23 protein-coding genes, 1 tRNA gene and 1 pseudogene are annotated in these 24,332 nt (G+C 73.2%); 5 read left to right on the top strand and 20 right to left on the bottom strand.

Annotated elements, in window-relative coordinates; genetic code table 11:
- Positions 1-8: 8 nt before the first annotated feature.
- The 3 genes and pseudogenes from hisS to FJR00_RS14190 all read right to left on the bottom strand — a co-directional run bounded on the left by hisS (position 9) and on the right by FJR00_RS14190 (position 3,069).
- The gene (hisS, locus tag FJR00_RS14200; protein ID WP_075957593.1) at positions 9-1,409 is read right to left on the bottom strand and encodes a histidine--tRNA ligase; all 1,401 of its coding nucleotides are present in this window, start codon (positions 1,407-1,409) and stop codon (positions 9-11) included.
- Between the two features lie 40 nt (positions 1,410-1,449).
- Positions 1,450-2,336, bottom strand: a pseudogene (locus tag FJR00_RS14195) (pyridoxal-phosphate dependent enzyme).
- 25 nt (positions 2,337-2,361) lie between these two features.
- A complete protein-coding gene (locus FJR00_RS14190) occupies positions 2,362-3,069 on the bottom strand; it encodes an MBL fold metallo-hydrolase (protein WP_075957594.1) in 708 nt (235 codons plus the stop codon).
- A 147-nt stretch (positions 3,070-3,216) separates the two neighbouring features.
- Here FJR00_RS14190 and FJR00_RS14185 point away from each other — a divergent pair, with 147 nt between their 5' ends.
- Positions 3,217-4,848, top strand: a complete 1,632-nt coding sequence (locus tag FJR00_RS14185) for a DUF349 domain-containing protein (protein ID WP_238330507.1) — start codon at positions 3,217-3,219, stop codon at positions 4,846-4,848.
- The gene (locus FJR00_RS14180) at positions 4,848-6,179 is read left to right on the top strand and encodes a M18 family aminopeptidase (protein ID WP_141339298.1); all 1,332 of its coding nucleotides are present in this window, start codon (positions 4,848-4,850) and stop codon (positions 6,177-6,179) included. Before FJR00_RS14185 ends, FJR00_RS14180 begins: the two co-directional genes overlap by 1 nt.
- Before the next feature lie 4 nt (positions 6,180-6,183).
- On the opposite strand, the gene FJR00_RS14175 is transcribed toward FJR00_RS14180, so the two are convergent.
- From FJR00_RS14175 to FJR00_RS14115, 13 genes are all read right to left on the bottom strand, one after another.
- Positions 6,184-8,508, bottom strand: a complete 2,325-nt coding sequence (locus FJR00_RS14175; protein WP_075957595.1) for a RelA/SpoT family protein — start codon at positions 8,506-8,508, stop codon at positions 6,184-6,186.
- Positions 8,509-8,565: 57 nt separating this feature from the next.
- Complete coding sequence (locus tag FJR00_RS14170; RefSeq protein WP_075957596.1) at positions 8,566-9,135, bottom strand: adenine phosphoribosyltransferase; 570 nt, start codon at positions 9,133-9,135, stop codon at positions 8,566-8,568.
- Positions 9,136-9,159: 24 nt separating this feature from the next.
- Positions 9,160-10,353 carry a protein translocase subunit SecF gene (secF, locus tag FJR00_RS14165; RefSeq protein WP_141339297.1) on the bottom strand — a complete coding sequence of 398 codons (1,194 nt, stop codon included), beginning with the start codon at positions 10,351-10,353 and terminating at the stop codon, positions 9,160-9,162.
- Complete coding sequence (gene secD / locus FJR00_RS14160; RefSeq protein ID WP_238330506.1) at positions 10,353-12,338, bottom strand: protein translocase subunit SecD; 1,986 nt, start codon at positions 12,336-12,338, stop codon at positions 10,353-10,355. The genes secF and secD overlap by 1 nt, the downstream gene beginning before the upstream one ends.
- On the bottom strand, positions 12,338-12,688 hold the full coding sequence (yajC, locus tag FJR00_RS14155; RefSeq protein WP_075957599.1) for a preprotein translocase subunit YajC: 351 nt from the start codon (positions 12,686-12,688) through the stop codon (positions 12,338-12,340). The genes secD and yajC overlap by 1 nt, the downstream gene beginning before the upstream one ends.
- 142 nt (positions 12,689-12,830) lie before the next feature.
- Complete coding sequence (gene ruvB / locus FJR00_RS14150; protein WP_181409648.1) at positions 12,831-14,018, bottom strand: Holliday junction branch migration DNA helicase RuvB; 1,188 nt, start codon at positions 14,016-14,018, stop codon at positions 12,831-12,833.
- On the bottom strand, positions 14,015-14,626 hold the full coding sequence (gene ruvA, locus FJR00_RS14145; RefSeq protein ID WP_141339296.1) for a Holliday junction branch migration protein RuvA: 612 nt from the start codon (positions 14,624-14,626) through the stop codon (positions 14,015-14,017). The genes ruvB and ruvA overlap by 4 nt, the downstream gene beginning before the upstream one ends.
- Positions 14,627-15,274: a crossover junction endodeoxyribonuclease RuvC gene (gene ruvC, locus FJR00_RS14140; RefSeq protein ID WP_075957602.1), complete on the bottom strand. Its 648-nt coding sequence runs from the start codon at positions 15,272-15,274 to the stop codon at positions 14,627-14,629. It lies immediately after the preceding gene.
- 177 nt (positions 15,275-15,451) lie between these two features.
- Positions 15,452-16,219, bottom strand: a complete 768-nt coding sequence (locus FJR00_RS14135; RefSeq protein ID WP_075957603.1) for a YebC/PmpR family DNA-binding transcriptional regulator — start codon at positions 16,217-16,219, stop codon at positions 15,452-15,454.
- Positions 16,220-16,278: 59 nt separating this feature from the next.
- Positions 16,279-16,905: a pyridoxal 5'-phosphate synthase glutaminase subunit PdxT gene (gene pdxT, locus FJR00_RS14130; RefSeq protein ID WP_141339295.1), complete on the bottom strand. Its 627-nt coding sequence runs from the start codon at positions 16,903-16,905 to the stop codon at positions 16,279-16,281.
- Positions 16,902-17,801 carry a pyridoxal 5'-phosphate synthase lyase subunit PdxS gene (gene pdxS / locus FJR00_RS14125; protein ID WP_075957605.1) on the bottom strand — a complete coding sequence of 300 codons (900 nt, stop codon included), beginning with the start codon at positions 17,799-17,801 and terminating at the stop codon, positions 16,902-16,904. The genes pdxT and pdxS overlap by 4 nt, the downstream gene beginning before the upstream one ends.
- Before the next feature lie 105 nt (positions 17,802-17,906).
- Positions 17,907-18,515: a phosphatidylinositol phosphate synthase gene (gene pgsA / locus FJR00_RS14120; protein WP_075957606.1), complete on the bottom strand. Its 609-nt coding sequence runs from the start codon at positions 18,513-18,515 to the stop codon at positions 17,907-17,909.
- Entirely contained in the window at positions 18,515-19,105 is a 591-nt protein-coding gene (locus FJR00_RS14115; protein ID WP_075957607.1) for an HIT family protein, read from the bottom strand. Before FJR00_RS14115 ends, pgsA begins: the two co-directional genes overlap by 1 nt.
- 90 nt (positions 19,106-19,195) lie before the next feature.
- On the opposite strand from FJR00_RS14115, the gene FJR00_RS14110 reads away from it, so the two are divergent.
- Positions 19,196-19,678 (top strand): nitroreductase family deazaflavin-dependent oxidoreductase, encoded by a 483-nt coding sequence (locus FJR00_RS14110; RefSeq protein WP_083664031.1) that lies wholly within the window; start codon positions 19,196-19,198, stop codon positions 19,676-19,678.
- A gap of 17 nt (positions 19,679-19,695) precedes the next feature.
- Here FJR00_RS14110 and FJR00_RS14105 read toward each other — a convergent pair whose 3' ends face one another.
- Positions 19,696-20,172 (bottom strand): hypothetical protein, encoded by a 477-nt coding sequence (locus FJR00_RS14105; RefSeq protein ID WP_141339294.1) that lies wholly within the window; start codon positions 20,170-20,172, stop codon positions 19,696-19,698.
- Positions 20,173-20,201: 29 nt separating this feature from the next.
- Positions 20,202-22,184 carry a threonine--tRNA ligase gene (thrS, locus tag FJR00_RS14100; protein WP_141339293.1) on the bottom strand — a complete coding sequence of 661 codons (1,983 nt, stop codon included), beginning with the start codon at positions 22,182-22,184 and terminating at the stop codon, positions 20,202-20,204.
- Positions 22,185-22,312: 128 nt separating this feature from the next.
- On the opposite strand from thrS, the gene FJR00_RS14095 reads away from it, so the two are divergent.
- Positions 22,313-22,849, top strand: a complete 537-nt coding sequence (locus FJR00_RS14095; protein WP_141339292.1) for an NUDIX hydrolase — start codon at positions 22,313-22,315, stop codon at positions 22,847-22,849.
- An 81-nt stretch (positions 22,850-22,930) separates the two neighbouring features.
- The gene (locus tag FJR00_RS14090) at positions 22,931-23,437 is read left to right on the top strand and encodes a flavodoxin family protein (RefSeq protein ID WP_141339291.1); all 507 of its coding nucleotides are present in this window, start codon (positions 22,931-22,933) and stop codon (positions 23,435-23,437) included.
- 193 nt (positions 23,438-23,630) lie between these two features.
- Here FJR00_RS14090 and FJR00_RS14085 read toward each other — a convergent pair.
- Positions 23,631-23,704: transfer RNA gene (locus tag FJR00_RS14085), tRNA-Val, on the bottom strand.
- A gap of 217 nt (positions 23,705-23,921) precedes the next feature.
- Positions 23,922-24,332: hypothetical protein (locus FJR00_RS15850; RefSeq protein WP_181409647.1), on the bottom strand; the 411-nt coding region annotated here is incomplete at its 5' end.

The following is a 24,332-nucleotide window of genomic DNA, read 5'->3' as shown; positions in this document are numbered from 1 at the left end:
CCGTCGGCTCAGACGAGCGGCTGGGCCAGCTCGACCCGCAGGGCGGAGACGACCTCGTCCCGCGCGACGGTGAACTGGTCCTGACGGCGCAGGTCCTTGAGGGTCACGGTGCCGTCGGCGACCTCCTGGGGGCCCAGGATCGCTACGAAGCGGATGCCGGCGCGGTCGGCATACCGCAGCTGCTTGCCGAGCTTGCCCCCGTCGAGGACCGCCTCGGTGTTGATCCCGCCGTGGCGCAGCTGCGAGGCGAGCGCGAGCTGGTCGTCGAGAAGGGCGGCGTCGACCTGCGGGACGAGCACCTGGACGGTGGACTCCCCCGCCGAGGCCTCCACCAGGCCGGCCTCGCGCAGCTGCCAGAACAGCCGGGACAGGCCGATGGAGATGCCCACGCCGGGCAGCCGGGAGCGGGTGTACTGCCCGGCCAGGTTGTCGTAGCGGCCGCCCGAGCAGATCGACCCGATCTGCGGGTGCTCGTCGAGGGTCGTCTCGTAGACGGTGCCGGTGTAGTAGTCCAGCCCCCGGGCGATGGAGAAGTTGAGCCGGTAGTCGCTCTCGGGCACCCCGAGGGCGCGGACGAGGGTGAGCACCTCGCGCAGCTCGGCCACCCCCTCGGCGAGCGCGCCGCTGCCGCCGGACGCGGCCTCGACCGCCGCCAGCCGAGCCAGGGCGTCCTCGTGCCCGTCGGAGCGCACCTGCACGAAGGCGAGGATCTGCTCGACCACGTCCGCGGGCAGGCCGAACCCCTCCCCCGTGAGGGTCGTCCGCAGGTGGTCCTCGCCCCGCTTGTCGAGCTTGTCGACCTCGCGCAGCACCGCCGCCTGCCGGTCCGGGTCGACGATGCCGAGGTCCTCGTAGAACCCGCGGAGCAGCTTGCGGTTGTTGATCTGGATGGTGAACGGGCCGATGGCCAGGTCGGTGAAGATCGTGTGGATGACCGCCGGGCACTCGGCGTCGTGGCGTACCGACAGCTCGTCCTTGCCGACGATGTCGACGTCGCACTGGTAGAACTCGCGGAACCGGCCGCGCTGGGGGCGCTCCCCCCGGTAGACCCGCTGCATCTGGTAGCGGCGGAAGGGGAAGGTCAGCTGGTGCTCGTGCTCGGCGACGTAGCGCGCCAGCGGCACCGTGAGGTCGAACCGCAGGGCGAGCTCGGGGTATGCCGCGTCCTCGGCAGCACCGTCGCGCACCTTCTCCAGGGCCCCGGTCGACTGGACGAAGTAGACCTGGCGCTCGGTCTCCCCGCCCGTCTTGGTCAGCAGCACGTCCGAGCGTTCGAACACCGGGGTCTCGATCGGCAGGAAGCCGAACCGTTCGTAGCCGGCCCGGATGGCCTCCAGCATCCGTTGGAAGGCGACCTGCTCGCCGGGGAGCAGCTCGAGGACTCCGGAGGGGGTGCGGGGCGTGATCACCGGGTGAGTGTATCGAGGCGTCGACCGATGCCCGGCACGTTCATGAGCTCCACAGCGAGTGGTAGGCGTTCACCGCAGGCTGCCCGCCGAGGTGGGCGTAGAGCACCGTGGAGTCCTTCGGGATCTCGCCACCCCGGACGAGGTCGATCAGCCCGGCGAGCGACTTGCCCTCGTAGACGGGGTCGGTGATCATCGCCTCCAGCTGCGCGCCGAGGGCGATCGCCTCCATCGTCGAGTCCACGGGTATGCCATACAGGTCACCGGCCCACCCCTCGAGCACCTGGATCTCGTCGTCGCGCAGGTCTCGTGCGAGCTCGATGAGCCCCGCCGTGTGGCGTGCGATGCGGGTGACCTGGTCGCGGGTCCGACGCCGAGATGCTTCTCCTGCTCGGCGACCTCGAAGGCCCAGTTCGCAAAGCCCAGGCCGCCGAGCGGGTGTTCCGAGGCACCGGCCGGGATGGGGTAGGGAGTGCCACCCGCCTCCTCGACCTCGTGCAGCGCCTGCTTCCACGAGTCGCGGATCCCGATGTCGAAGCCCGCGTCAGTGAGCCGTGAGTCCGCTCCCATCATGCGGGAGAGCAGGATGTTGCCCACCTTGTCGTTGACCGGATCGTCCCAGGGCACCCACCGCTCCTGCACGAGCCGGCACCGCATACCCAGGTGCGCGGCGACTGCCGCGACCTGCCGGGTGTGGTTTGACTGGTAGCCCCCGATGGACACGAGCGTGTCGGCGTCGGAGTTGAGGATGTCGGGGACGATGTATTCGAGCTTGCGCATCTTGTTGCCGCCGTAGGCCAGCCCGCTGCTGACGTCCTCCCTCTTGGCCCACATCTGTGCACCGCCGAGGTGCTTGGAGAGTCGGCGCAGGTGGTGCACGGGGCTAGGGCCAAAGGTGAGGGGGTACCGGGGGAACTCGGAGAGTTTCATGGTGCGTGCCTCGCTGGTCGGGTGCTCAGGGACGGTCAGCCGCAAGGTTCTGCAGGAACGGGTTGGTCGTGCGCTCCCGGGCCATGGTCGTGGCCGGCCCGTGCCCCGGCAGCACCAGGGTGGAGTCGGGCAGGGGCAGGACGCGGTCCCGCAGGGAGCGCTGCATGGCCGCCGGGTCGCCGCCCGGCAGGTCGGTGCGCCCGATCGACCCGGCGAAGAGGACGTCGCCGGAGAGGACGGTGCGGTCGAGGTCGTCGGCGGGGATGGCGGCGGGCAGGTCGCCCAGGCCGAAGATCACCGACCCCTCGGTGTGCCCCGGCGCGTGGCTGACGCTCACGCTCAGCCCGGCCAGCTCCAGGACCTGCTCGTCCACCAGCTCGACCACCCGGTCCGGCTCCTGCCAGCGGGCCCGGGTGCCGAACTGCTGCTCCAGGGCCTCCACCAGGCCCGGCCCCAGGCCGGACAGGGGGTCGGTGAGCCGGTAGCGGTCGTCGGCGTGGATGTGCGCGGCCACCGTGCCCCCGCAGACCGGCGTCACGGCATACACGTGGTCCAGGTGGCCGTGCGTGAGCAGGACCGCGGCGGGCCGCAGCCGGTGCTCGCGCAGCAGCTCCTGGACGCGTCCCTCGACCCCGATCCCGGGGTCGACGACGAGGCACTCCTCCCCCTCGGCGGGGGCGAGCACGTAGCAGTTGGTGCCGAAGGCGTCGGCGACGATGCTGCGGACGAACACGGTGCCGACCCTACCGAGCGACGGGTGGCCACGCCCCAGGCGGCCCCGAGCGCCCTGGGACGTCGGACCGGGCAGGTAGGGTCGGTGGCGAACTGTCAGTCGAGCCGGCCCCGATGGCCGCGCTCGCGGTCGAGAGAGGCCACCATCGTGTCCGAGCAGCCCGCCCAGCCCCAGCAGCACGAGCCCGCGGAGGACGCCGTCCAGCCGCAGGCCGAGCAGCCCGCCCCGCCCGAGCCGGACCAGGCCACGCCGGAGGCCGAGGAGCCCGCGACCGAGACCGCTGAGCAGCCGGAGGCCGAGACAGCACCCCAGCAGCCCGAGCCCGAGGCAGCGCCCGAGCAGCCTGAGCCCGAGGCGGCACCCGAGCAGCCCAAGCCTGGGAAGGCCGAGGCGCCGCGCCCGACGCCCGGTGCGCCGACGCCGGCCATGTTCGCGGCACGCAAGGCCGCGGTGCCCCGACCGCCGCAGGGTGGGGACGCCGCACCCGCCGCGCCCACCCCCGCTCCTCCCTCGGCCGAGCCCGGCCCGCCGAGCGACTCGGTCCGGCACGGCCGGGTCGACGACGACGGGACCGTGCACGTGCGCCTGGCGGACGGCACCGAACGGGCCGTGGGTTCCTACCCGGGAGCCAGCGCGGAGGAGGCGTTGGCCTACTTCGCCCGCAAGTACGACGAGCTGCGCGCCGCGGCCGACCTGCTCGCGCAGCGGCTGGCCCACACGGACGTCTCCGCCCACGACGCCCGGCAGTCGCTGGCCCACCTCAAGGAGCAGATCGGCGAGGCGCACGTCGTGGGCGACCTGGCCGCGCTGGAGTCGACCGTCGCCGGCCTCGAGGAGTCCGTCGCAGCGCGGTCGGCGGCGGAGGCCGCCGAGCGGGCCGAGGCCAAGGCGAGGGCGACCACCGAGCGGGAGGCCCTCGTCGTCGAGGCCGAGACCCTCGCGGCCACCGAGCCGGCCAAGGTGCAGTGGAAGCAGGCCAGCGCCCGGGTGCGTGACCTGCTCGAGGAGTGGAAGGCCCACCAGCGCTCCGGCCCCCGGCTGGACAAGGACGTGGAGAACGCGCTCTGGAAGCGGTTCAGCCACGCCCGCACCGCCTTCGACAAGATGCGCAAGACCTGGTTCGCCCAGCTCGACGAGGAGCACGGGCAGGCCAAGTCCGTGAAGACCAAGCTGGTGGCCGAGGCCGAGGCCCTCTCGACGAGCACCGACTGGGGCGCCACGGCCGGGGCCTTCAAGCGGCTCATGCAGGAGTGGAAGCGGGCGGGCCGGGCAGCCCGGTCCGACGACGACGCGCTGTGGGCCCGGTTCAAGGCCGCCCAGGACGCCTTCTTCGACGCCAAGGACCAGGTGGTCGCGGCCGAGGAGGCGGAGTACGTCGAGAACCTCAAGGTCAAGGAGCAGCTGCTCGAGGAGGCCGAGGCCCTGCCCGTCGACGCCGAGCACCTCGACAGCACCAAGGCTGCCCTGCGCCGCATCCAGGACCGCTGGGAGGCGGCCGGCAAGGTGCCCCGCGCGGACGTCCGGCGCGTCGAGGGCCGCCTGCGGGCGGTCGAGCAGAAGGTGCGCGACGTCGAGGACCACCAGTGGCAGCGCACCGACCCCGAGCTCGCGGCCCGGGCACAGTCCATGGTCGACCAGCTCGAACGGGGCGTCCAGGGCCTGGAGTCCGACCTCGCCGCCGCGCAAGCCGCGGGCGACGAGAAGAAGGTCGCCCGGCTGACGAGCGAGCTGGAGACCAAGCGCACCTGGCTGGAGTCCGCCCGGGGCGGTCTGTCCTGATGCCCGCCGCCGACCTGACCACGCAGGTGACCGAGGTCGCCGACGGCCTGTGCACCTACCTGGACGCCTCCCCGTCCCCGTTCCACGCCGTCGACAGCGCCGCCGCGCTGCTGACGGCCGAGGGCTTCACGGAGGTCGCCGAGACCGACCCCGCCCCCTCCACGCCCGGCAGCTACGTCGTGCGCCGCGGCGGCTCGCTGCTCGCCTGGTCCACCGCCCACCTCGACGGCCCCGGCCGAGCCGCGCACACCCCGTTCCGGATCGTGGGGGCCCACACGGACTCGCCCAACCTGCGGGTCAAGCCCCGTCCGGACTGGGCGCGTGCCGGGTGGCAGATGCTCGGCGTGGAGGTCTACGGCGGGGCCCTGACCAACTCCTGGCTGGACCGTGACCTGGGGCTCTCCGGACGCGTGGCGGTGCGCGACACCGACTCCCCCGGCGGCGTCGGCCACCGCCTCTTCCGGACCGACGACCCGGTCCTGCGCGTGTCCCAGCTGGCCATCCACCTGGACCGCAACGTGCGCAGCGAAGGGCTCCAGCTCAACGACCAGCAGCACCTGGCCCCGCACTGGGGGCTGGGCGCCGGCCCCCGGTCCTTCCGCGGCTGGCTGGCCGAGCTCGTCGACGCCGACCCCGACGACCTGCTGGCCTACGACGCCATGACCCACGACCTGACCCCCGCCCGGCGCATCGGCGCCGACGGCGAGCTGATCGCCTCCGGACGGCTGGACAACCTGGCCACCAGCTACGCCGCGGTCCGCGCGCTCCTGCACGCGGTCTCCGAGCCGTCCGGCGCACCGGCCGTCCCCATGGTCGTCCTCTTCGACCACGAGGAGGTCGGCAGCACCTCCGAGCGGGGCGCCCAGTCCACCTTCCTGCCCGCCTGGCTGGAACGGATCGTCCTGGCCGCCGGCGGCACGCGCGAGGACCTGTGGCGTTCCCTGGCCGGGACGGTCGTGGCCTCCGGCGACATGTCCCACGCCACGCACCCGAACTACGCCGACCGGCACGAGCCCGAGCACCCGATCGTCATGAACGGCGGCCCGGTGCTGAAGGTCAACAACAACCTGCGCTACGCGACCGACTCGCTCGGCGCGGCGGCCTTCGCGCTGGCCTGCGAGCAGGCGGGCGTGCCGATGCAGACCTTCGTCACCCGGTCCGACCTGCCGTGCGGCTCGACCGTCGGGCCGATGACCTCGGCCCTGACCGGTGCGACCACGGTCGACTTCGGCGCCCCGGTGCTGTCCATGCACTCGGCCCGGGAGATCTGCGGCACGCTGGACCAGGCCGGCTACGCCGCCGCGCTGGCCGCCTTCCTCGCGCCCGCCTGACCGCTCAGGCGGTGCGTCCGCGCCGGTGCGGGTCGGTGCTGGTCGTCCCGGTGATCCGGTAGGCGTCCAGCACCCCCGGGACGCCGCGCACCGCGCGGATGACCGACTCCAGGTGGGAGGGGTCGGCCATCTCGAAGGAGAACTTGCTCAGCGCCACCCGGTCGCGCCCGGTCTGCACCGAGGCCGACAGGATGTTCACGTGCTGGTCGGAGAGCACCCGGGTGATGTCCGACAGCAGCCGGGAGCGGTCCAGGGCCTCGACCTGCAGGTTGACCAGGAACAGGCTGGTCGCGGTGGGGGCCCACGCCACCGGGATGATGCGCTCGGGGTGCTGGCGCAGCTGCTCGGCGTTGGTGCAGTCGGTGCGGTGGACCGAGACCCCGCGGCCGTGGGTGACGAAGCCCATGATCGGGTCGCCCGGCACCGGGGTGCAGCACTTGGCCAGCTTGACCCACACGTCGTTGGTGCCGACCACCGTGACGCCCGGGTCGGTGTGGGCGACCCGGCCGCGCCGCGGGCGGGTGGCCTCGGCCAGGTCCTCCTCGGTGCCGTCCTCGCCGCCGAGGGTGGCGGTCAGCTGCTTGACGACGTGCTGGGCCGAGACGTGGCTCTCCCCCACCGCGGCGTAGAGCCCGTCGATGTCCTTGTAGCCCAGGTCGCCGGCGACGGCCGAGAGGGTCTCGTGCGACATGAGCCGCTGGAGCGGGGCGTTCTGCTTGCGGAGGACCTTGGCGATCTGGTCGCGGCCGGACTCGACCATCTCCTCGCGCCGCTCGCGGGTGAACCACTGGCGGATCTTGTTGCGGGCGCGGGCGCTCTTGACGAAGCTGAGCCAGTCCCGGCTCGGCCCGGCCTCCTGGGCCTTGCTCGTGATGATCTCGACGACGTCGCCGTTGGACAGCTCAGAGTCCAGCGGCACCAGCTTGCCGTTGACCCGGCCACCGACGCAGCGGTGTCCGACCTCGGTGTGCACGGCGTAGGCGAAGTCCACCGGCGTCGCGCCGGCCGGCAGCGCCATGACGTCCCCGCCGGGGGTGAAGACGTAGACCTCGGCCGCGCCGATCTCGAAGCGCAGCGAGTCCAGGAACTCCCCCGGGTCGGCGGTCTCCCGCTGCCACTCGAGCAGCTGGCGCAGCCACTGCATACCCTCCAGCGCCCCCGGCGCCCCGTCCTGGCCGGCGACGGCGCGGGTGCCGTCCGGGGACTGCTCCTTGTACTTCCAGTGCGCGGCGACGCCGTACTCGGCACGACGGTGCATCTGGTGGGTGCGGATCTGGATCTCCACCGGCTTGCCCTCGGGGCCGATGACCGTCGTGTGCAGCGACTGGTACATGTTGAACTTGGGCATGGCGATGTAGTCCTTGAACCGCCCCGGCACCGGGTTCCACCGGTTGTGCAGGGCGCCGAGCACCGCGTAGCAGTCCTGGATGGAGTCGACGAGCACCCGCACCCCGAGCAGGTCGTAGATCTTGTCGAAGTCGTGCCCCCGCACGATCATCTTCTGGTAGACCGAGTAGTAGTGCTTGGGCCGGCCGGTGATGGTCGCCCGGATCTTGCTGGCCCGCAGCTCCTCGTTGATCTCCTGGCGGATGGTGGCCAGCAGCTCCTCCCGGGCCGGCGCCCGCTCGGCGACCATGCGCACGATCTCGTCGTAGACCTTGGGGTAGAGCTGGGCGAAGGCCAGGTCCTCCAGCTCCCACTTGATCGTGTTCATCCCCAGCCGGTGGGCCAGCGGGGCGTAGATCTCCAGGGTCTCGGCGGCCTTGCGCGCGGCCGACTCCGGGGACACGTAGCGCCACGTGCGGGCGTTGTGGACCCGGTCGGCCAGCTTGATGACCAGCACCCGGATGTCCTTGGCCATCGCCACGACCATCTTGCGCACGGTCTCGGACTGGGCCGCCTCGCCGTAGGTGACCTTGTCCAGCTTGGTCACGCCGTCGACCATCATCGCGATCTCGTCGCCGAAGTCGCTGCGCAGCTGGTCCAGGGAGTATGCCGTGTCCTCCACCGTGTCGTGCAGCAGCGCCGCCGCGATGGTCGAGGGGGTCATCCCCAGCTCGGCGAGGATGGTGGCCACCGCCAGCGGGTGGGTGATGTAGGCGTCCCCGCTCTTGCGGCGCTGGCCGCGGTGGGCCTCCTCGGCCACGGCGTAGGCGCGCTGGATGACGGACAGGTCGGCCTTGGGGTGGGTCGCGCGGACCGCGCGCAGCAGCGGCTCCAGGGTCGGGTTGACGCTGGAGGTGCGCGCGCCGCCCAGCCGGGCCCAGCGCGGGCGCAGGCCTCCCCCGGCCCGGGCGGGCGGGTGCGTGGAGGCGGCGCCGTCGGTCATGACGAGATCATAGTTGGCCCGGCCGGGGACGGACCCCGCCCCGCCGGGCCGGTCCCTTCAGATGGTGACCGTGGACCGCACGTCGTAGCCGGTGAGCTTGCTGCGTCCCTCGAGGGGGCCGATCTCCAGCACCAGCTCGATCGCGGCGACGCTGGCCCCGCAGCGCTCGACGAGCTCGCAGGTGGCCGCCAGGGTGCCGCCGGTGGCGAGCACGTCGTCGACGACGAGGACGCGCTCCCCGTGCGAGACGGCGTCCTGGTGGATCTCCAGGGTGGCGGTGCCGTACTCCAGCGAGTAGGACTGGGCGTGCACGGCCGAGGGCAGCTTGCCCTCCTTGCGGACGGGGACGAACCCGACGCCCAGCTCGTGGGCGATGACCGCGCCGAGGATGAACCCCCGCGCCTCGATGCCGGCGACCACGTCGACCTGGCCGCGGCGCCGGTCGACGACGTCGGCGATGATCCGGGACCGCAGCGCGTGGTCCAGCAGGACCGGGGTGAAGTCCTTGAAGACGACGCCGTTGACCGGGAAGTCGGGGATGTCGCGCAGTCCGGCCAGCACGTCGGCGGCCAGGTCGGGGTCGCCGGCGTCCTGGGTGGTGGTGTCGGCACGTTCGGAGGTGCTCATGGCTCTCGTCTCCTGGGGCGGTGGTCAGCCGCGGCGCTTCTTGCGCCGGGGCTGGTTGCGCGGGCCGCGCTGGGCGTAGGGGTGCAGCTGGCGGCCGGCGGTCGCCGACGGCGCAGGTGCCTGCTCCACCGGCGGGGCCGCGGCCCCGGTCTGGTCGGCGGGGGCGCCGACGACGGCCGGCTCGGGCTGACCGCCGGTCTGCGCGACCGGGGCGGTGCCCCGGGCCGCGCGGTCCTGCGACCGCTGCCGCCGCTTGCGCACCGCCGCGTCGTGCTTGCGCAGGTCCAGCTCGCCCCGGCGCAGGTCGACCAGCAGCGGCGTGGCCACGAACACCGAGGAGTAGGTCCCGACCGCGATGCCGATGAACAGCGCCCAGGCCAGGTCGACGAGCGTGCCCGGACCGATGATGGTCAGGCCGACGACGAGGATGACGGCCACCGGCAGCAGGGCCACCACCGAGGTGTTGATCGAGCGCACGAACGTCTGGTTGACGGCCAGGTTGGCCGCCTCGCCGTAGGTCCACCGGCGGGTGTCGATGGCGTGGTCGGTGTTCTCCTTGACCTTGTCGAACACGACGATCGTGTCGTAGATCGAGTAGCCCAGGATGGTGAGGAAGCCGATGACCGACGCCGGGGAGACCTCGATGCCGAGCAGGGCGTAGACCCCCACGGTGAAGACGACGTCGTGCAGCAGCGCGACGAGCGCGGCCGCGGCCATCTTCCAGGTGTGGAAGTACAGCGTGAGCACCACGGTCACCAGGAGCAGGAAGACCCCCAGGGCGATGAGGGCCCGGTTGGTCACGCTGTCGCCCCAGGACGGACCCACCAGGGAGCTGGTGACCGCGCCGACCGGCACGCCGAACTCGTCGGCCAGCTCGCCGCGCAGGGCCTCGGCCTCCGGCGAGGTCATCTCCCCGGTCTGCACCCGGACGGTGTCGTCGCCGATCCGGGTGACGGCCGTGGTGCCTCCGTCGGCCGGCGCCTGGACGACCTCCTGGGCGCGGCTCTCGTAGTCGTCCATGTCCTGGACCTGGCTCACGCGCAGCTCGGTGCCGCCGCGGAACTCGATGCCGAAGTTGAGCCCCTGGCCGAGCAGGCCGACCAGGGACAGCCCTAGCAGGACCAGGGAGACGACGTAGAACCACCGGCGCCGACCGATGACGTCGATCGACCGCTTGCCCGAGTAGAGGTCGTTGCCGAACTGGCTGAAGCGCGACATCAGACCACACCCCCTTCCAGCTCCTCGCGGGTATGGCGTCGCCGTCCCGGGGCGAGCACCTCGGGCTCGGGCTCGCGGAACTGGCCTCGGCCCAGGTAGGCCGAGCGCTTGGCGCCGAGCCGCTCGGGCTCCATGCCCGACCAGCGCCGACCCTCGCCGAAGAACTTCGTGTTGGCCAGGATGCTCACGAGCGGGTGGGTGAACATCATCACCACGACGAGGTCGATGATCGTGGTCAGCCCCAGGGTGAAGGCGAAGGCCTTCACGCCCGCCTCGGACAGGTAGTAGAGGACGCCCGCGGCGATGAGGTTGACGAGGTCGGAGATGATGATCGTCCGGCGCGCCCGCTCCCAGCCGGTGTCCACGGCATACCGCAGGGGGCGGCCGGAGCGGACCTCGTCCCGGACACGTTCGAAGTAGACGATGAAGCTGTCCGCCGTGACGCCGATGGCCACGATGAGCCCGGTGACCCCGGCCATCGTCAGGCGGAAGTTGATCGCCCAGCCCAGCAGGGTGACCGCGCCGTAGGCGATGACCGCGGCCAGGAGCAGCGAGCCGATCGCCACCAGGCCGAGGGCGTGGTACTGGACCAGCATGTAGAGGAACACCAGCGCGAGGCCGACGGCGCCGGCGATCAGGCCCCAGCGCAGCTGCTCGCCGCCGAGGGTGGGGCTGATCTGCTCGGAGGTCTGCACGTCGAAGGAGACGGGCAGGGCGCCGAAGCGCAGCTGGTTGGCCAGGGTCTCGGCCTCCTCGACGGTGAAGTCGCCGGTGATGGTCGCGATGCCCGCGCTGATGACGCTGTTGACGGTCGGCGCGGAGATGACCTCGCCGTCGAGGACCATCGCGAAGCGGTTCTGCGCCGAGTTCTGCGGATAGCCCATCAGCCGGGTGGTGACGTCGGCGAAGGCGTCGCCGCCCTCGTCGTCGAAGGTGAGCACGACCTCCCAGCGGCCGGTGACGGCCCCGCCCTGGGCCTGCTCGGGGCCGGCGGTGGCGTCGGTGAGGTTGCCGCCGGACAGCTCGACGGGGCCGAGGACGTACTTCTCCGTGCCCTCGGTGTTGCACACGACGAGCGGCTGGGCGGCCGGGGCGACGGCCGCGCGGTCGGCCAGGTCGGGGTCCTCGCAGGTCGTCTCGGCGAAGGCCTGCTGGATCTCGGGGGTGACCTGGGCCAGGTCGGAGGGGTTGGCCACCGGCGGTGCCGGCTCCTCGGTCGCCGGCTCCTGGGTGGCCCCGTCGCCGTCGGTCCCCGGCTGGCCGGTCGCGTCGGCCCCGTCCGTGGCAGCGGGCAGGGCCGTGCCGCCACGGTTCTCCTCGGTGCTGGACGCCTCGTCCCCCGCGGGCTCGTCCTCGGCCGGCTCCTCGACGTCCTGCGGCGCCGGCGGCGGCTGCATGAGCTCGGCCTGCTCGGCCAGCCGGTCGTCCGGCAGGGGCAGCTCCCGCGGGACCTGCGGCTCCTCGCCGGGGGCGAAGACCGGCTCGGCCAGGAGCACGGGACGGAAGGCCATCTGGGAGGAACGGCTGAGCGCCTCGAGCTGGTCGGGCGACGGGTCGCCGGGGATGGCGACCGAGATGTTCTGGCCCAGGCGGGTCACCTCGGCCTCGGAGGTCCCGGTGGCGTCGACCCGGCGCCGGATGATGTCGATGGCCTGGTCGAGCTGGTCGGCGTCGATCGAGGCGCCGTCTTCGGTGAGGGGGGCCAGGACCACCTGACGGCCGCCGGCGAGGTCGAGCCCCAGCTGGGGGGCCAACGGTGCCTTCGGCGTGCCCCACAGGTGGGCGGCGCCGATCCCGGCGAAGAGCAGGAGCGTGAGCACCAGCAGCGTGGTGAGCGTCCGCAGGGGCCCCCGCATGCGGGCCTTGCGGGCGCCCTGCGGTCCGCGACGGCGGGTGGCACCGCCCCGTCCCGGCCGTCGGCCGCTGCCCGCGGCCAGACCCGGAAGGTCCTCCTCGCGGCGTGAGCCGCGCGTCGACATCGACATCAGGCGGTCGCCCCCGGCCCCTCGTCCCGGGGGGTGCGCGACACGCGGCCGGAGGCGTCGGTGCCGGGCGGGATGACCGCGCGACGGGCGACGCGCAGCACGACGCCCTCGGCGACCTGCAGCCGCACCACGTCGTCCTCGACGCCGACGACCGTGCCGAAGATGCCGGCCGCGGCCATGACCTCGTCCCCCACCTGGAGCGCGGCCTGCGCCTCGCTGACCGCGCGGGCGCGGCGGCGCTGGGAGAACATGAGGTAGAGCAGCACCAGGAACGGGACCGCGAGCAGCAGCAGCGTCGTCATCCCCCCGCCCGTGGGAGGTGCTGCGGCGGCGGTGGCCAGTGGCGTCATGGTCGACCCTTCGGGTGGTGAGCGTGCGGTGCCGTCCGGGCAGCGGCCGTCGACGGCCGGGGAGCGGGCACCCGGGGCAGTCTAGGTGAGCGCGCCGGGCCGACCAAAGGCACGGGGTGCCGTGTCCGCCGGGCCGCCACGGTCATCCCTGCCCGTCGTCCCCTGCGTCGTCCCACGGCAGCGGCACCTGGCCGCCGTCGGCCGCCCGGGGCCCGAGCCGGGCACCGCCGGAGGCGTGGGCGGCGGGGCCGGTCCCGTTGCCCACGCCCGTGGCGGCCGGCGTGGGCGCCGACAGACCCAGGTGCTCCCACGCGGCGGCGCTGGCGGCCCGGCCCCGAGGGGTGCGCACCATGAAGCCCTCCCGGACCAGGTAGGGCTCGGCGACGGTCTCGACGGTGTCCGGCTCCTCCCCCACCGCGACGGCCAGGGTGGACAGTCCCACCGGTCCCCCGCCGAAGCGGGTGCACAGCGCCTCCAGCACCGCGCGGTCGAGGCGGTCCAGGCCCAGGACGTCGACGTCGAAGAGCTCGAGGGCCGCCTGCGCGGCCGGCTCGTCGACGACGTGCCGGCCGTGGACCTGGGCCCAGTCGCGCACCCGGCGGAGCAGCCGGTTGGCGATCCGCGGCGTCCCGCGCGACCGGGAGGCGATCTGGGTGATGCCCTCCTCGTCGGCCTCGATCCCGAGCAGGTCGGCGTTGCGGGTGAGGATGGTCACCAGGTCGGCGGTGTCGTAGAAGTCGAGGTGTCCGGTGAAGCCGAACCGGTCACGAAGGGGCGCCGGCAGCAGGCCGGCCCGGGTGGTGGCCCCCACGACGGTGAACGGCGGCAGCTCGAGCGGGATCGCGGTCGCACCGGGCCCCTTGCCGACGATGACGTCGACCCGGAAGTCCTCCATGGCCAGGTAGAGCATCTCCTCGGCCGGACGGGACATCCGGTGGATCTCGTCGAGAAAGAGCACCTCGCCCTCGACCAGGGAGGACAGCACCGCAGCCAGGTCCCCGGCGTGCTGGATGGCCGGCCCGCTGGTGATCCGGATGGGCTGCTCGAGCTCGCCGGCGATGATCATCGCCAGGGTGGTCTTGCCCAGCCCGGGCGGGCCGGAGAGCAGGACGTGGTCCGGTGGGCTGCCCCGTCGCCGGGCGGCCTCCAGGACCAGCCCCAGCTGGTCCCGGACCCGTCGCTGCCCCGGGAACTCCGAGAGCCGGCGGGGACGCAGGGCCGCCTCGATGCGGCGCTCCTCGTCGGTGCCGGCCGGGTCGACGATCCGGCCGTCCTCCCCCGGGCTGTCCGCCACGCCCGGGAGGTCTTCGTCCTCGCCCGGCCTGCTCATCGTCCGAGCTCGCGCAGGGCGGCGCGCAGGACGGCCGACACCTCGGCCGGCGGCTCCTCCCCGCCGGTGACCGTGGAGACAGCGTCGGCGGCCTGGCGGGCCGACCAGCCGAGCCCCTCCAGCGCCTCGCGCACCTGGGAGGCCACCGCCTCGCCCTCCCCGGCGGCGGGAACGGCGGGAGCGCCGGCCGGACCGGTCCCGCCGCCGACCACCGCCACCTTGTCCTTGAGCTCGAGGACCAGCCGCTCGGCCGACTTGCGCCCGATGCCGGGCACCTTCGTCAGCGTGGCCAGGTCGCCCTGCGCCAGGGCGCGGCGGACCTCGGCGGGGGCCAGGACCGACAGCATCGCCAGGGCCAGACGGGGACCGACCCCCGAGACGGTCTGGACCTGCTCGAACAGCGCGCGGGCGTCGGGGTCGGCGAAGCCGTAGAGGGTCAGCGACTCCTCCCGCACCACCAGGGTGGTCTCCAGGGTGACCTCCTGGCCGGGCCGCAGCTCGGCGACGGTGGCCGGGGTGGCGTGCACGAGCAGCCCGACACCGCCCAGCTCGACGACGGCACGGTCCAGGCCGACGTGGCGCACGGGGCCGCGGACGGACGCGATCACTTAGACGTTCCTCCTGGTCGGGACGGGCCGGGCCGAGGCACGGGCGGTGGCGGCCCGCGCCGCGCTGCGGTGCTGCGAGTGCAGCTCGGCGAGCCGGTTGGGGGCGGCCGACCGGGCCAGCCGCTCGGCCTCGTGGATGCGGTTGGTCGTGCTGCCCTCGCCGGGCCGCCCGTCGGTCCCGGCGCGCCAGACGTGGCAGATGGCCAGGGCGAGCGCGTCGGCGGCGTCCGCGGGCCGGGGCGGGTCGGCGAGCTGGAGGATGCGGGTGACCATGTGCGTCACCTGGGCCTTGTCGGCGCGGCCGTTGCCGGTGACGGCGGCCTTGATCTCCGAGGGGGTGTGCAGGCCCAGCTGCAGGCCCAGGCGTGCGGCGGCGAGCATCGGGATGGCCGAGGCCTGGGCGGTTCCCATGATGCCGCGGATGTTGGCCTTGGCGAAGACCCGCTCCACCGCGACGGCGTCGGGCTGCCAGTCCGCCAGCCACTGGTCGATCTCGGTCTGGACCGACAGCAGCCGCTCCTGCGGCTCGTCCCCGACCGGGGTGCGCACGACCCCGACGGCGACCATGCGCAGCCGTCGGCCGGGCAGGCCCTCGACCACGCCCAGCCCGCACCGGGTCAGGCCGGGGTCCACGCCGAGCACGCGCACGGGCGACCTCCTCGGGCTGGCCGGCCGGCCCCGGACGCGGGTGCCACCGGTGTGGACAGGTGTTCGCACCCCACGCTACCCAGCGGGGCCGACGCACGCGGGTTGCGACACGCACACCGGAGCGGCCGACGTCCCCCGTGCCGGGACGGCAGCGCCGGGGAGGGACCCCAGGGGGTGTCAGTCGCCGTCGATCTCGGCCATGACCTCGTCGGAGATGTCGGCGTTGGAGTACACGTTCTGCACGTCGTCGCAGTCCTCCAGGGCGTCGACGACGCGGATGACCTTGCGCGCGCCCTCGGCGTCCAGCGGCACCTCCATGCTGGGCACGAAGGTCACCTCCGCCGAGTCGTAGTCCAGGCCGGCCTCCTGCAGCGCGGTCCGCACGGCCACGACGTCGGTGGCCTCGCTGATGACCTCGAACGCGTCGTCCAGGTCGTTGACCTCCTCGGCGCCGGCCTCGAGGACGGTCTCCAGGAGGGTGTCCTCGGTCAGCTCACCCGACTCCTGGGACCGCGGCACGACGACCTGGCCCTTGCGGTCGAACAGGTAGGCCACCGAGCCGCTGTCGGCCATCGACCCGCCGTTGCGCGTCAGCGCCGTGCGGACCTCCATGACGGCTCGGTTCTTGTTGTCGGTCAGGCACTCGATGTAGAGCGCCACCCCGCCCGGGGCGTAGCCCTCGTAGGTCAGCGCCTCGTAGCTGGCCCCGCCGGCCTCGGCGCCGGAGCCGCGCTTGACCGCCCGGTCGATGTTGTCGTTGGGCACCGAGGTCTTCTTCGCCTTCTGGATGGCGTCGAAGAGGGTGGGGTTGCCGGCGGGGTCGCCGCCCCCGGTGCGGGCGGCCACCTCGATGTTCTTGATGAGCTTGGCGAACAGCTTGCCGCGCTTGGCGTCGATCGCGGCCTTCTTGTGCTTCGTGGTCGCCCACTTGGAGTGTCCCGACATGCCTCGTCCTCTCGTGCCTTCGACGGCCGTGGAAATCGGCCTCCGATGCTACCGGCCGTTCAGCGGTGCTCGCGCACCATCCGGACGAACAGTGCGTGCACCCGGTGGTCCTCGGTGACCTCGGGGTGGAACGAGGTGGCCAGCAGGGGCCCCTGCCGGACCGCGACCGGGTGGCCGTCGGCCCGGGCGAGCACCTCGACGCCGTCGCCGAGACGCTCGACCCAGGGGGCGCGGATGAAGACGGCGCGGAAGGGTCGGTCCGGGTCGTCGATCCCCTCGACGTGCAGGTCGGTCTCGAAGGAGTCGACCTGCCGGCCGAAGGCGTTGCGCCGCACCGTCATGTCGATGCCACCGAACGTCTGCTGCTCCGGGTGCCCGTCGAGGATCTCCTCGGCGAGCTGGATCATGCCGGCGCAGGACCCGTAGACCGGCAGGCCGTCGGCGACCAGGTCGCGCAGCGGCCGGTGCAGCCCGAAGATCCGGCTGAGCCGGTCGATCGTGGTGGACTCCCCGCCGGGCACCACCAGGCCGTCGAGGCCCTCGAGCTCGCCGGGCCGGCGGACCGGGCGGACCCGGGCCCCGGCCAGCTCCAGGGCGCGCATGTGCTCCCGGACGTCGCCCTGGACGGCGAGGATCCCGACGAGCGGGCCCTCGGCGGGCTCCGCAGCCTGCGGGCCCGCCCTCACCAGCCGCGCTCGGCGAGCCGGTGCGGCTGCGGGATGTCGTCGACGTTGATGCCGACCATGGCCTCGCCGAGGCCGCGGGACACCTCGGCGATGGTGTCGGGGTCGTCGTGGAAGGTGGTCGCCTTGACGATGGCTGCGGCCCGCTGGGCGGGGTTGCCGGCCTTGAAGATGCCTGAGCCGACGAAGACGCCCTCGGCACCCAGCTGCATCATCATCGCCGCGTCGGCGGGCGTGGCGATGCCGCCGGCGGTGAACAGCACCACGGGGAGCTTGCCGGTCTGCGCGACCTCCTTGACGAGGTCGTAGGGGGCCTGCAGCTCCTTGGCCGCGACGTAGAGCTCGTCGGGGGCCATCGCGGTGAGCCTGCTGATCTCCGCGCGGATGGCCCGCATGTGGGTGGTCGCGTTGGACACGTCGCCGGTGCCGGCCTCGCCCTTGGAGCGGATCATCGCGGCCCCCTCGGTGATCCGGCGCAGCGCCTCGCCGAGGTTGGTCGCCCCGCAGACGAAGGGCACCGTGAAGGCCCACTTGTCGATGTGGTTGGCGTAGTCGGCGGGCGTGAGCACCTCGGACTCGTCGACGTAGTCGACCCCCAGGCTCTGCAGCACCTGCGCCTCGACGAAGTGGCCGATCCGGGCCTTGGCCATCACCGGGATCGAGACGGCCTCGATGATGCCGTCGATCATGTCGGGGTCGCTCATCCGGGACACCCCGCCCTGGGCGCGGATGTCGGCCGGCACGCGCTCCAGCGCCATGACGGCCACCGCGCCGGCGTCCTCGGCGATCTTGGCCTGCTCGGCGGTGACGACATCCATGATGACGCCCCCCTTGAGCATGTCGGCCATCCCCCGCTTGACGCGGGTCGTGCCGGTGGTGTGGGTGGTGGGCTCGCTCATCGGTGCCTCTCGGGAGCGGGGGCGACCGTGCCGGGTCGCGGGGCGGGGAAGGGTCGCACCGGGGTGCGGACGTCCCAGTCTACGAGTACGGGCAGGGTGCCCCGGTCAGGCGGCCAGCGCCTGGCGGCGGACCATGCCCATGCGCTGGACGATGGTGACCAGCGAGGCCAGCGCCAGCAGGGCGAGCACGACGGTGAGCACCCACCCGGGCAGGAACAGGCCGGTGAACCCGGTGGTCACCAGCACGGCGACCAGACGGTCGGCCCGCTCGGCGATGCCGCCCTCGCACCGCCAGCCGAGCGACTCGGCCCGGGCCTTGGCGTAGGAGACGAGAAAGCCCAGGACCAGGCACGCCAGGGCCAGGTAGCCGTCCACGGGCCGCCCGCCCGGGCCGAGGAACCACAGCACCAGCCCGCCGAAGACGGCCGCGTCGCCCAGCCGGTCGAGCGTGGAGTCGAGGTAGGCACCCCAGGGGCTGGCGCGTCCCGAGATCCGCGCCATCGTCCCGTCGACCAGGTCGGCGAAGACGAACGCGGTGATGAACAGCGTGCCCCACCACAGCTCGCCGCGCGGGTAGAACCACAGCGCCCCGACGACCACCCCGAGCGTGCCGACCACGGTGACGAGGTCGGGGTGGATCCCCAGGCGCAGCAGGAGCCGGGCCAACGGGCCGAACACCCGGGTGAAGGTCCCGCGTGCGTAGCGGTTGAGCATCAGGCCTGCTCGCCCTCGGCCGGGCGCGGGGTCGGCCCGGACGCGGGCCAGGCCGCGACCAGCTGCCGGCGCACGTCCTCCAGCAGCTGCGGCAGGGCCTTGGTCCGGCCGACGATCGGCAGGAAGTTGGCGTCCCCCAGCCACCGTGGCACGACGTGCTGGTGCAGGTGCGCCGCGACCCCGGCCCCGGCGACGTCGCCCTGGTTGATGCCCAGGTTGTAGCCGGCCGGCCCGCTGGCGGCCTCCACGGCCCGGATCGCCTGCTTGGTCAGCGCGGTGAACTCCGCGGTCTCCTCGTCGGTGAGGTCGACGTAGAGCGGGACGTGCCGGTAGGGGCACACGAGCAGGTGACCGGGGTTGTAGGGGAACAGGTTGAGCACGACGAAGCAGGTCCGGCCGCGGTGGACGATGAGCCCCTCCGCGTCGTCCTTGCCGGGGGCCGCGCAGAAGGGGCACCCCGTGCCCGCGTCGCGGCTGGGCCGGTCACCCTTGACGTAGGCCATCCGGTGGGGCGTCCAGAGCCGCTCGAAGCCGTCGGCGGTGCCGGCGAGTTCGTCGGCACCGGTCACCGTCGGGGGTCCCTCGGTCATGGGCCGATCCTACGTGCCGGGCACCGGGCGTCCGGGCAGGACGGGCCTGCCCGCCGGAAGAGCGGGACCTCCGCCGGCGTTGTGAGGGGTATGCCGTTCCCGCAGCCGTCCTCGTCCACCCCGCTGAGCGCCCAGGCGGCCGACCCCGCCGCCTACCTGCCCGAGCGCAGCGGCTGGGTGGCCCGCCAGCTCGCCGAGATCGACGGGGCCGGCGACACCCGTGCGGTGCAGGTCCAGGGCCGCCCGGTGGTGGTCGTGACGATGCGGGGTGCCCGCAGCGGGCTGCTGCGCAGGGTCCCGCTCATGCGGGTCGAGCACGACGGGGACTACCTGGCGGTCGCGAGCAAGGGTGGTGCGCCGGAGCACCCGCAGTGGTTCCACAACCTGCGCGTCCACCCCGACGTCCTCGTCCACGACGGCACCGAGCAGCACGTCCGGCACGCCCGGCTGCTCGAGCAGGGCCCGGAGCGCGAGGCCTGGTGGGAGCGCGCCGTGCGGGCCTTCCCCTCCTACGCCGACTACCAGTCGTCGACCGGACGGACCATTCCGGTCTTCGTCCTCGAGCGTCGCTGAGGAGCCGCCCCCGGCCCTCAGGGCCTCGTCGGCAGGCTGACCCGCCGACGGGGCAGCACGTCGGCCCGGGCGGCGTCCAGCACCGCGGCGGGCAGCCGGACGTCGTCGGCCACGTCGACGGACAGGTGGCCCTGCCGGCCGAACCAGCTGACCACCGCGCGCACCATCGCCAGGGCCACCGCCTCCTCGTGCCCGCCCAGGCAGCTCAGGGACAGCAGCTGGGGGACGCCGGCCCCCAGTGCGGGCAGGAGCGGGACCTGGCACACCACCATCCCCACGTGCTGGCCGTCGCACTCGCCCACCCAGGCCGGCAGGTCCGCCGACCGGACCCGCCAGGCGGCGGCGAACGCCTGCACGTGGCTCGGCGGACCGGGGTCGGGCTTCCGGCCCGCCCGGCGCAGCGCCTGCAGGTGCAGCGCACCCAGGAGCAGGGCCTCGTCCTCCAGGACCGGCCGCACCCGCACGCGCGCGGCCTCCTGGCCGAGCGACGGCATACCCCGCTCCCCCGTCCGCGCCACGCGACTCAGACCTGCACGCGTCCGCGGACGGCGGCCACGACCTCGGCCACGGCCTCCTCGACCGGCACGCCGTTCTTCTGCGAGCCGTCGCGGTAGCGGAAGGACACCGCGCCGGCGTCCCTGTCCTCGCCGCCGACGATGAGGATGAAGGGGGCCTTGGAGCGGCTCGCGTTGCGGATCTTCTTGGGGAACCGGTCGTCCGAGGTGTCCAGCTCGACCCGGATCCCCTCGGCCCGGAGGCGGGCCGCGACGTCCCGGAGGTAGTCGTCGAACTCCTCGGCCACCGGGACGCCCAGCACCTGCACCGGGGCCAGCCACGGCGGGAACTGCCCGGCGTAGTGCTCGGTGAGCACCCCGATGAAGCGTTCGATCGAGCCGAACTTGGCCGAGTGGATCATCACCGGCTGCTGGCGGGTGCCGTCGGCGGCGGAGTACTCCAGGCCGAAGCGCTCCGGCTGGTTGAAGTCGTACTGGATCGTCGACATCTGCCAGGTGCGCCCGATCGCGTCCCGGGCCTGGACCGAGATCTTCGGGCCGTAGTAGGCGGCGCCGCCGGGGTCGTCGACGAGCTCCAGGCCGGACTCACGGGCCACCTTCTCCAGCACCGCGGTCGCCTCGGTCCACTGCTCCTCGGACCCGATGAACTTGTCCCTCCTGCCCTCGCTGTCGTCGCGGGTGGACAGCTCCAGGTAGTAGTCGTCCAGGCCGAAGTCGCGCAGCAGGCCCAGGACGAAGTCGAGCAGGTGCTTGATCTCGCCGGGCGCCTGCTCCTTGGTGACGTAGGAGTGGCTGTCGTCCTGGGTGATCATCCGCACCCGGGTCAGGCCCTGCAGGACGCCCGACTTCTCGTTGCGGTAGACGGTGCCGAACTCGAAGTAGCGCAGCGGCAGGTCGCGGTAGGACCGTTGCTGGGAGCGGTAGATGAGGTTGTGCATCGGGCAGTTCATCGCCTTGATGCGGTAGGCCTGCCCGTCGTCGTCCAGCTCGGGCATCATGCCGTCGGCGTAGTAGGGCAGGTGCCCGGAGGTGTGGAACAGCCCCTCCTTGGACAGGTGCGGGGTGGTGACGTAGGAGAACCCGGCCTCGACGTGCCGCTGCCAGACGTAGTCCTCCATGGTGCGGCGCAGGATGGCGCCCTTGGGGTGGAAGACGGGCAGACCGGGGCCGACCTCCTCGGGGAAGGAGAACAGGTCCATCTCGGCACCGAGCTTGCGGTGGTCCCGGCGCTCGGCCTCCGCCAGCCGCTCCAGGTAGGCCTTCAGCTCGTCCTTGCTGGGCCAGGCGGTGCCGTAGATGCGCTGCAGCTGGGGGTTCTTCTCGCTGCCTCGCCAGTAGGCGGCCGCGCTGCGCATGAGCTTGAAGCCGTTGGCGATCAGCTTGGTGGTCGGCACGTGCGGGCCGCGGCACAGGTCACCCCAGACGACCTGGCCGGTCCGGTCGACGTTGTCGTACATCGTCAGCTGGTTGCCGCCGACCTCGACGCCGGCGCCCTCGGCCGCCTCGTCGGCGGACCCGCCCTTGAGCCCGATGAGCTCGAGCTTGTAGGGCTCGCCGGCCAGCTCCTCGCGTGCCTCCTCGTCCGAGACCTCGCGCCGGGCGAACGTCTGGCCGGTGTTGATGATCTTCTGCATCGACTTCTCGAGGCGCTTGAGGTCCTCGGGGGTGAACGGCTCCGCGACGTCGAAGTCGTAGTAGAACCCGTCCCGGATCGGCGGGCCGATCCCCAGCTTGGCGTCGGGGAAGGTCTGCTGGACGGCCTGGGCCAGGACGTGGGCGCAGGAGTGGCGCAGCACGTCCAGCCCGTCCTGCTCGGTGACCAGGACCGGCTCGACGGCGTCCCCGTCGCCGAGGACGTGGTCGAGGTCGACGAGCTCGCCGTCGACCCGGGCGACGACGACGTGCGGGTCGTCGGCGAAGAGTTCGGTGGCCGTGGTGCCCTGCTCGACCGTGCGCTCGCTGCCTGCGACGTGGACGGTGATCTGGGACACGGGTGCGCTCCTCGTGGTCTGCGGCGTGCTGCGGGGTGGGGGCGTGCGGGGACGACCGGCCTGGCCGGTGCCCGTCAAACCCTACCGCCAGCGGCACGGCATACCCCGCGCGCCTAGGGTTCGGGGGCATGGGCCACGTCGAGGACCGGGAGCCGCCGGACGGGATCAGCAAGCACTTCACCGTCGCGGTGTTCGTGGTGCACGCGGGGCAGGTGCTGCTGCACCCCCACCGGAAGGTGGGGCTGTGGCTGCCGCCCGGCGGCCACGTCGAGCCGCACGAGCTGCCCGACGACGCCGCCCTGCGCGAGACCCGGGAGGAGACGGGGCTGAGGGTGCGCCTCGTGGGCTCGACGGGGATCGACCACGACGCACCGGGGTCGCCCCGCCAGCTGGTGCGTCCCGAGGGGATCCAGGTCGAGGACATCTCCCCGGGCCACCAGCACATCGACCTCATCTACTTCGCGGAGGTGATCGGTGCTCAGGGCTCGCCCGCGCCGGACCCGTGCGGCGACGAGCCCGGCATGGAGTGGATCGACGAGGCGGGGCTGCTCGACCGGCCCGTCACCGAGGAGGTGCGGGCGTGGGCGCGGCTGGCGCTGCAGGTCGTCCCCGCGAGGACGGCCCGCACGCCGGGCGGACCGGGGCGGGCTGCCGACCCAGGGTGATGCGCCAGACAGGACGGGCCCCTTGCGGGCCGGTCCGCGCGGGTGTCTGCTGGGAGCAGGAGCGACCTGAGGAGGGCCACCATGGCGACGCTCGTCGTCTACGAGTCGGCGTTCGGCAACACCCGGACCGTGGCCGAGGCGGTGGCCGCGGGGCTGGGGGACGGGACCGAGGTGGTGGACGTGGCCTCAGCACCTCCGCTGGCGGACGTCGTCGCCGACCTGCTGGTCGTGGGCGGGCCGACCCACGCCTTCGGGATGAGCCGTCCGCAGACCAGGGAGGACGCGGCGAGCCGTGGCGGGACGCCGCCGGCGACCGGGATCCGGGAGTGGCTGGAGGCCTCCGGGCCGGTGGCGTTGCGGGTGGCCACGTTCGACACGCACACGCGCAGGCCCAACCTCCCCGGTACGGCGGCGAAGGCGGCCGCGAAGAAACTGCGTGCGCTCGGCTGCACCGTCGTGGCCGACCCGGAGAAGTTCTGGGTGCACGGCGACCAGGGCCCGCTGCTCGACGGCGAGGTGGAGCGGGCGCGTGCGTGGGGCGCGGGCCTGGCGCAGGCGGCGACGGCGCGACCGCAGCATCGCCGGTGACCTGGTCGGCGTCGCCCGGGCGACCTGCAGCGGGATAGCGCTCCTGCAGCGGGGAGGAACCCGCTGTCGGAGCCGGAAGCCGCTGCCGGTCCGGCTGACTGCTCCGTGGAGCACCCGGTCGCCGCATCCAGGAGGCGGGACATCAAAAAAGCGGCCCGGGCAGCGGAAGCGCCGTCCGGACCGCGATCGTCGGTGGACGTGAAGGGACTCGAACCCCTGACCTCTCGCGTGTGAAGCGAGCGCTCTAACCAGCTGAGCTACACGTCCAGGCGCCCCATGGGCGCGGGGACCTACTGTAGCGGCCCGCTGACGCCGGACGAAATCCGTGGAGCAGCGGTTCGACGAGGGCCAAGCCGGCCCCGAGGGGCACCTCCAGGGGTGGTCAAGCTGTTAGGACATCGGTGGCAGTCCCGTTGATCCGGGGGACGACCTCTGTCGCGCTCGCGACTGCCCGCCTCCACCCGTGCGACCTCACGCTGCTCGCTCAGAACGGTGGTGGGTCGTCGGCTCGGGTTCGCGTGGCCCAGCCGCCGGCCTCACCTCGGGTGGAGGGCCGTGAAGTCCGGGGGCCCTGGGTGGAGTTGTCGATGCCGAGCAGCTGTTCGGGGGTGGGGCCCTTGAGGTCGGCGTGGCGGCCTTCGCGGGCCAGGGCCAGCCGGGGGTCGATGCTTGCCCAGCCGGCCAGGCGCAGGTCGTAGGCCTCGGCGTCGACGATGTCGTCGGTGGCCCGGGCCGGGGTCCCGGAGTGGCGGTGGACGATCGCGGCGTAGAGCAGCTGGTTGGCCAGGTCGGCCCGGTCGCCGCGCTGGTCGACCCGGTCGGCCGGGTCGGCCTGGCCCCGGGCGTTCGCATGGGGACCGGGGGCGAGGGTGTCGAGGCGGGCCAGGTACTGGCG

The sequence above is a fragment of the Ornithinimicrobium kibberense genome (assembly GCF_006519705.1).
GTDB lineage: Bacteria > Actinomycetota > Actinomycetes > Actinomycetales > Dermatophilaceae > Ornithinicoccus > Ornithinicoccus kibberensis.
Note: the sequence above shows the minus strand (reverse complement) of the source record. Positions and strands in the feature narration are given on the sequence as shown.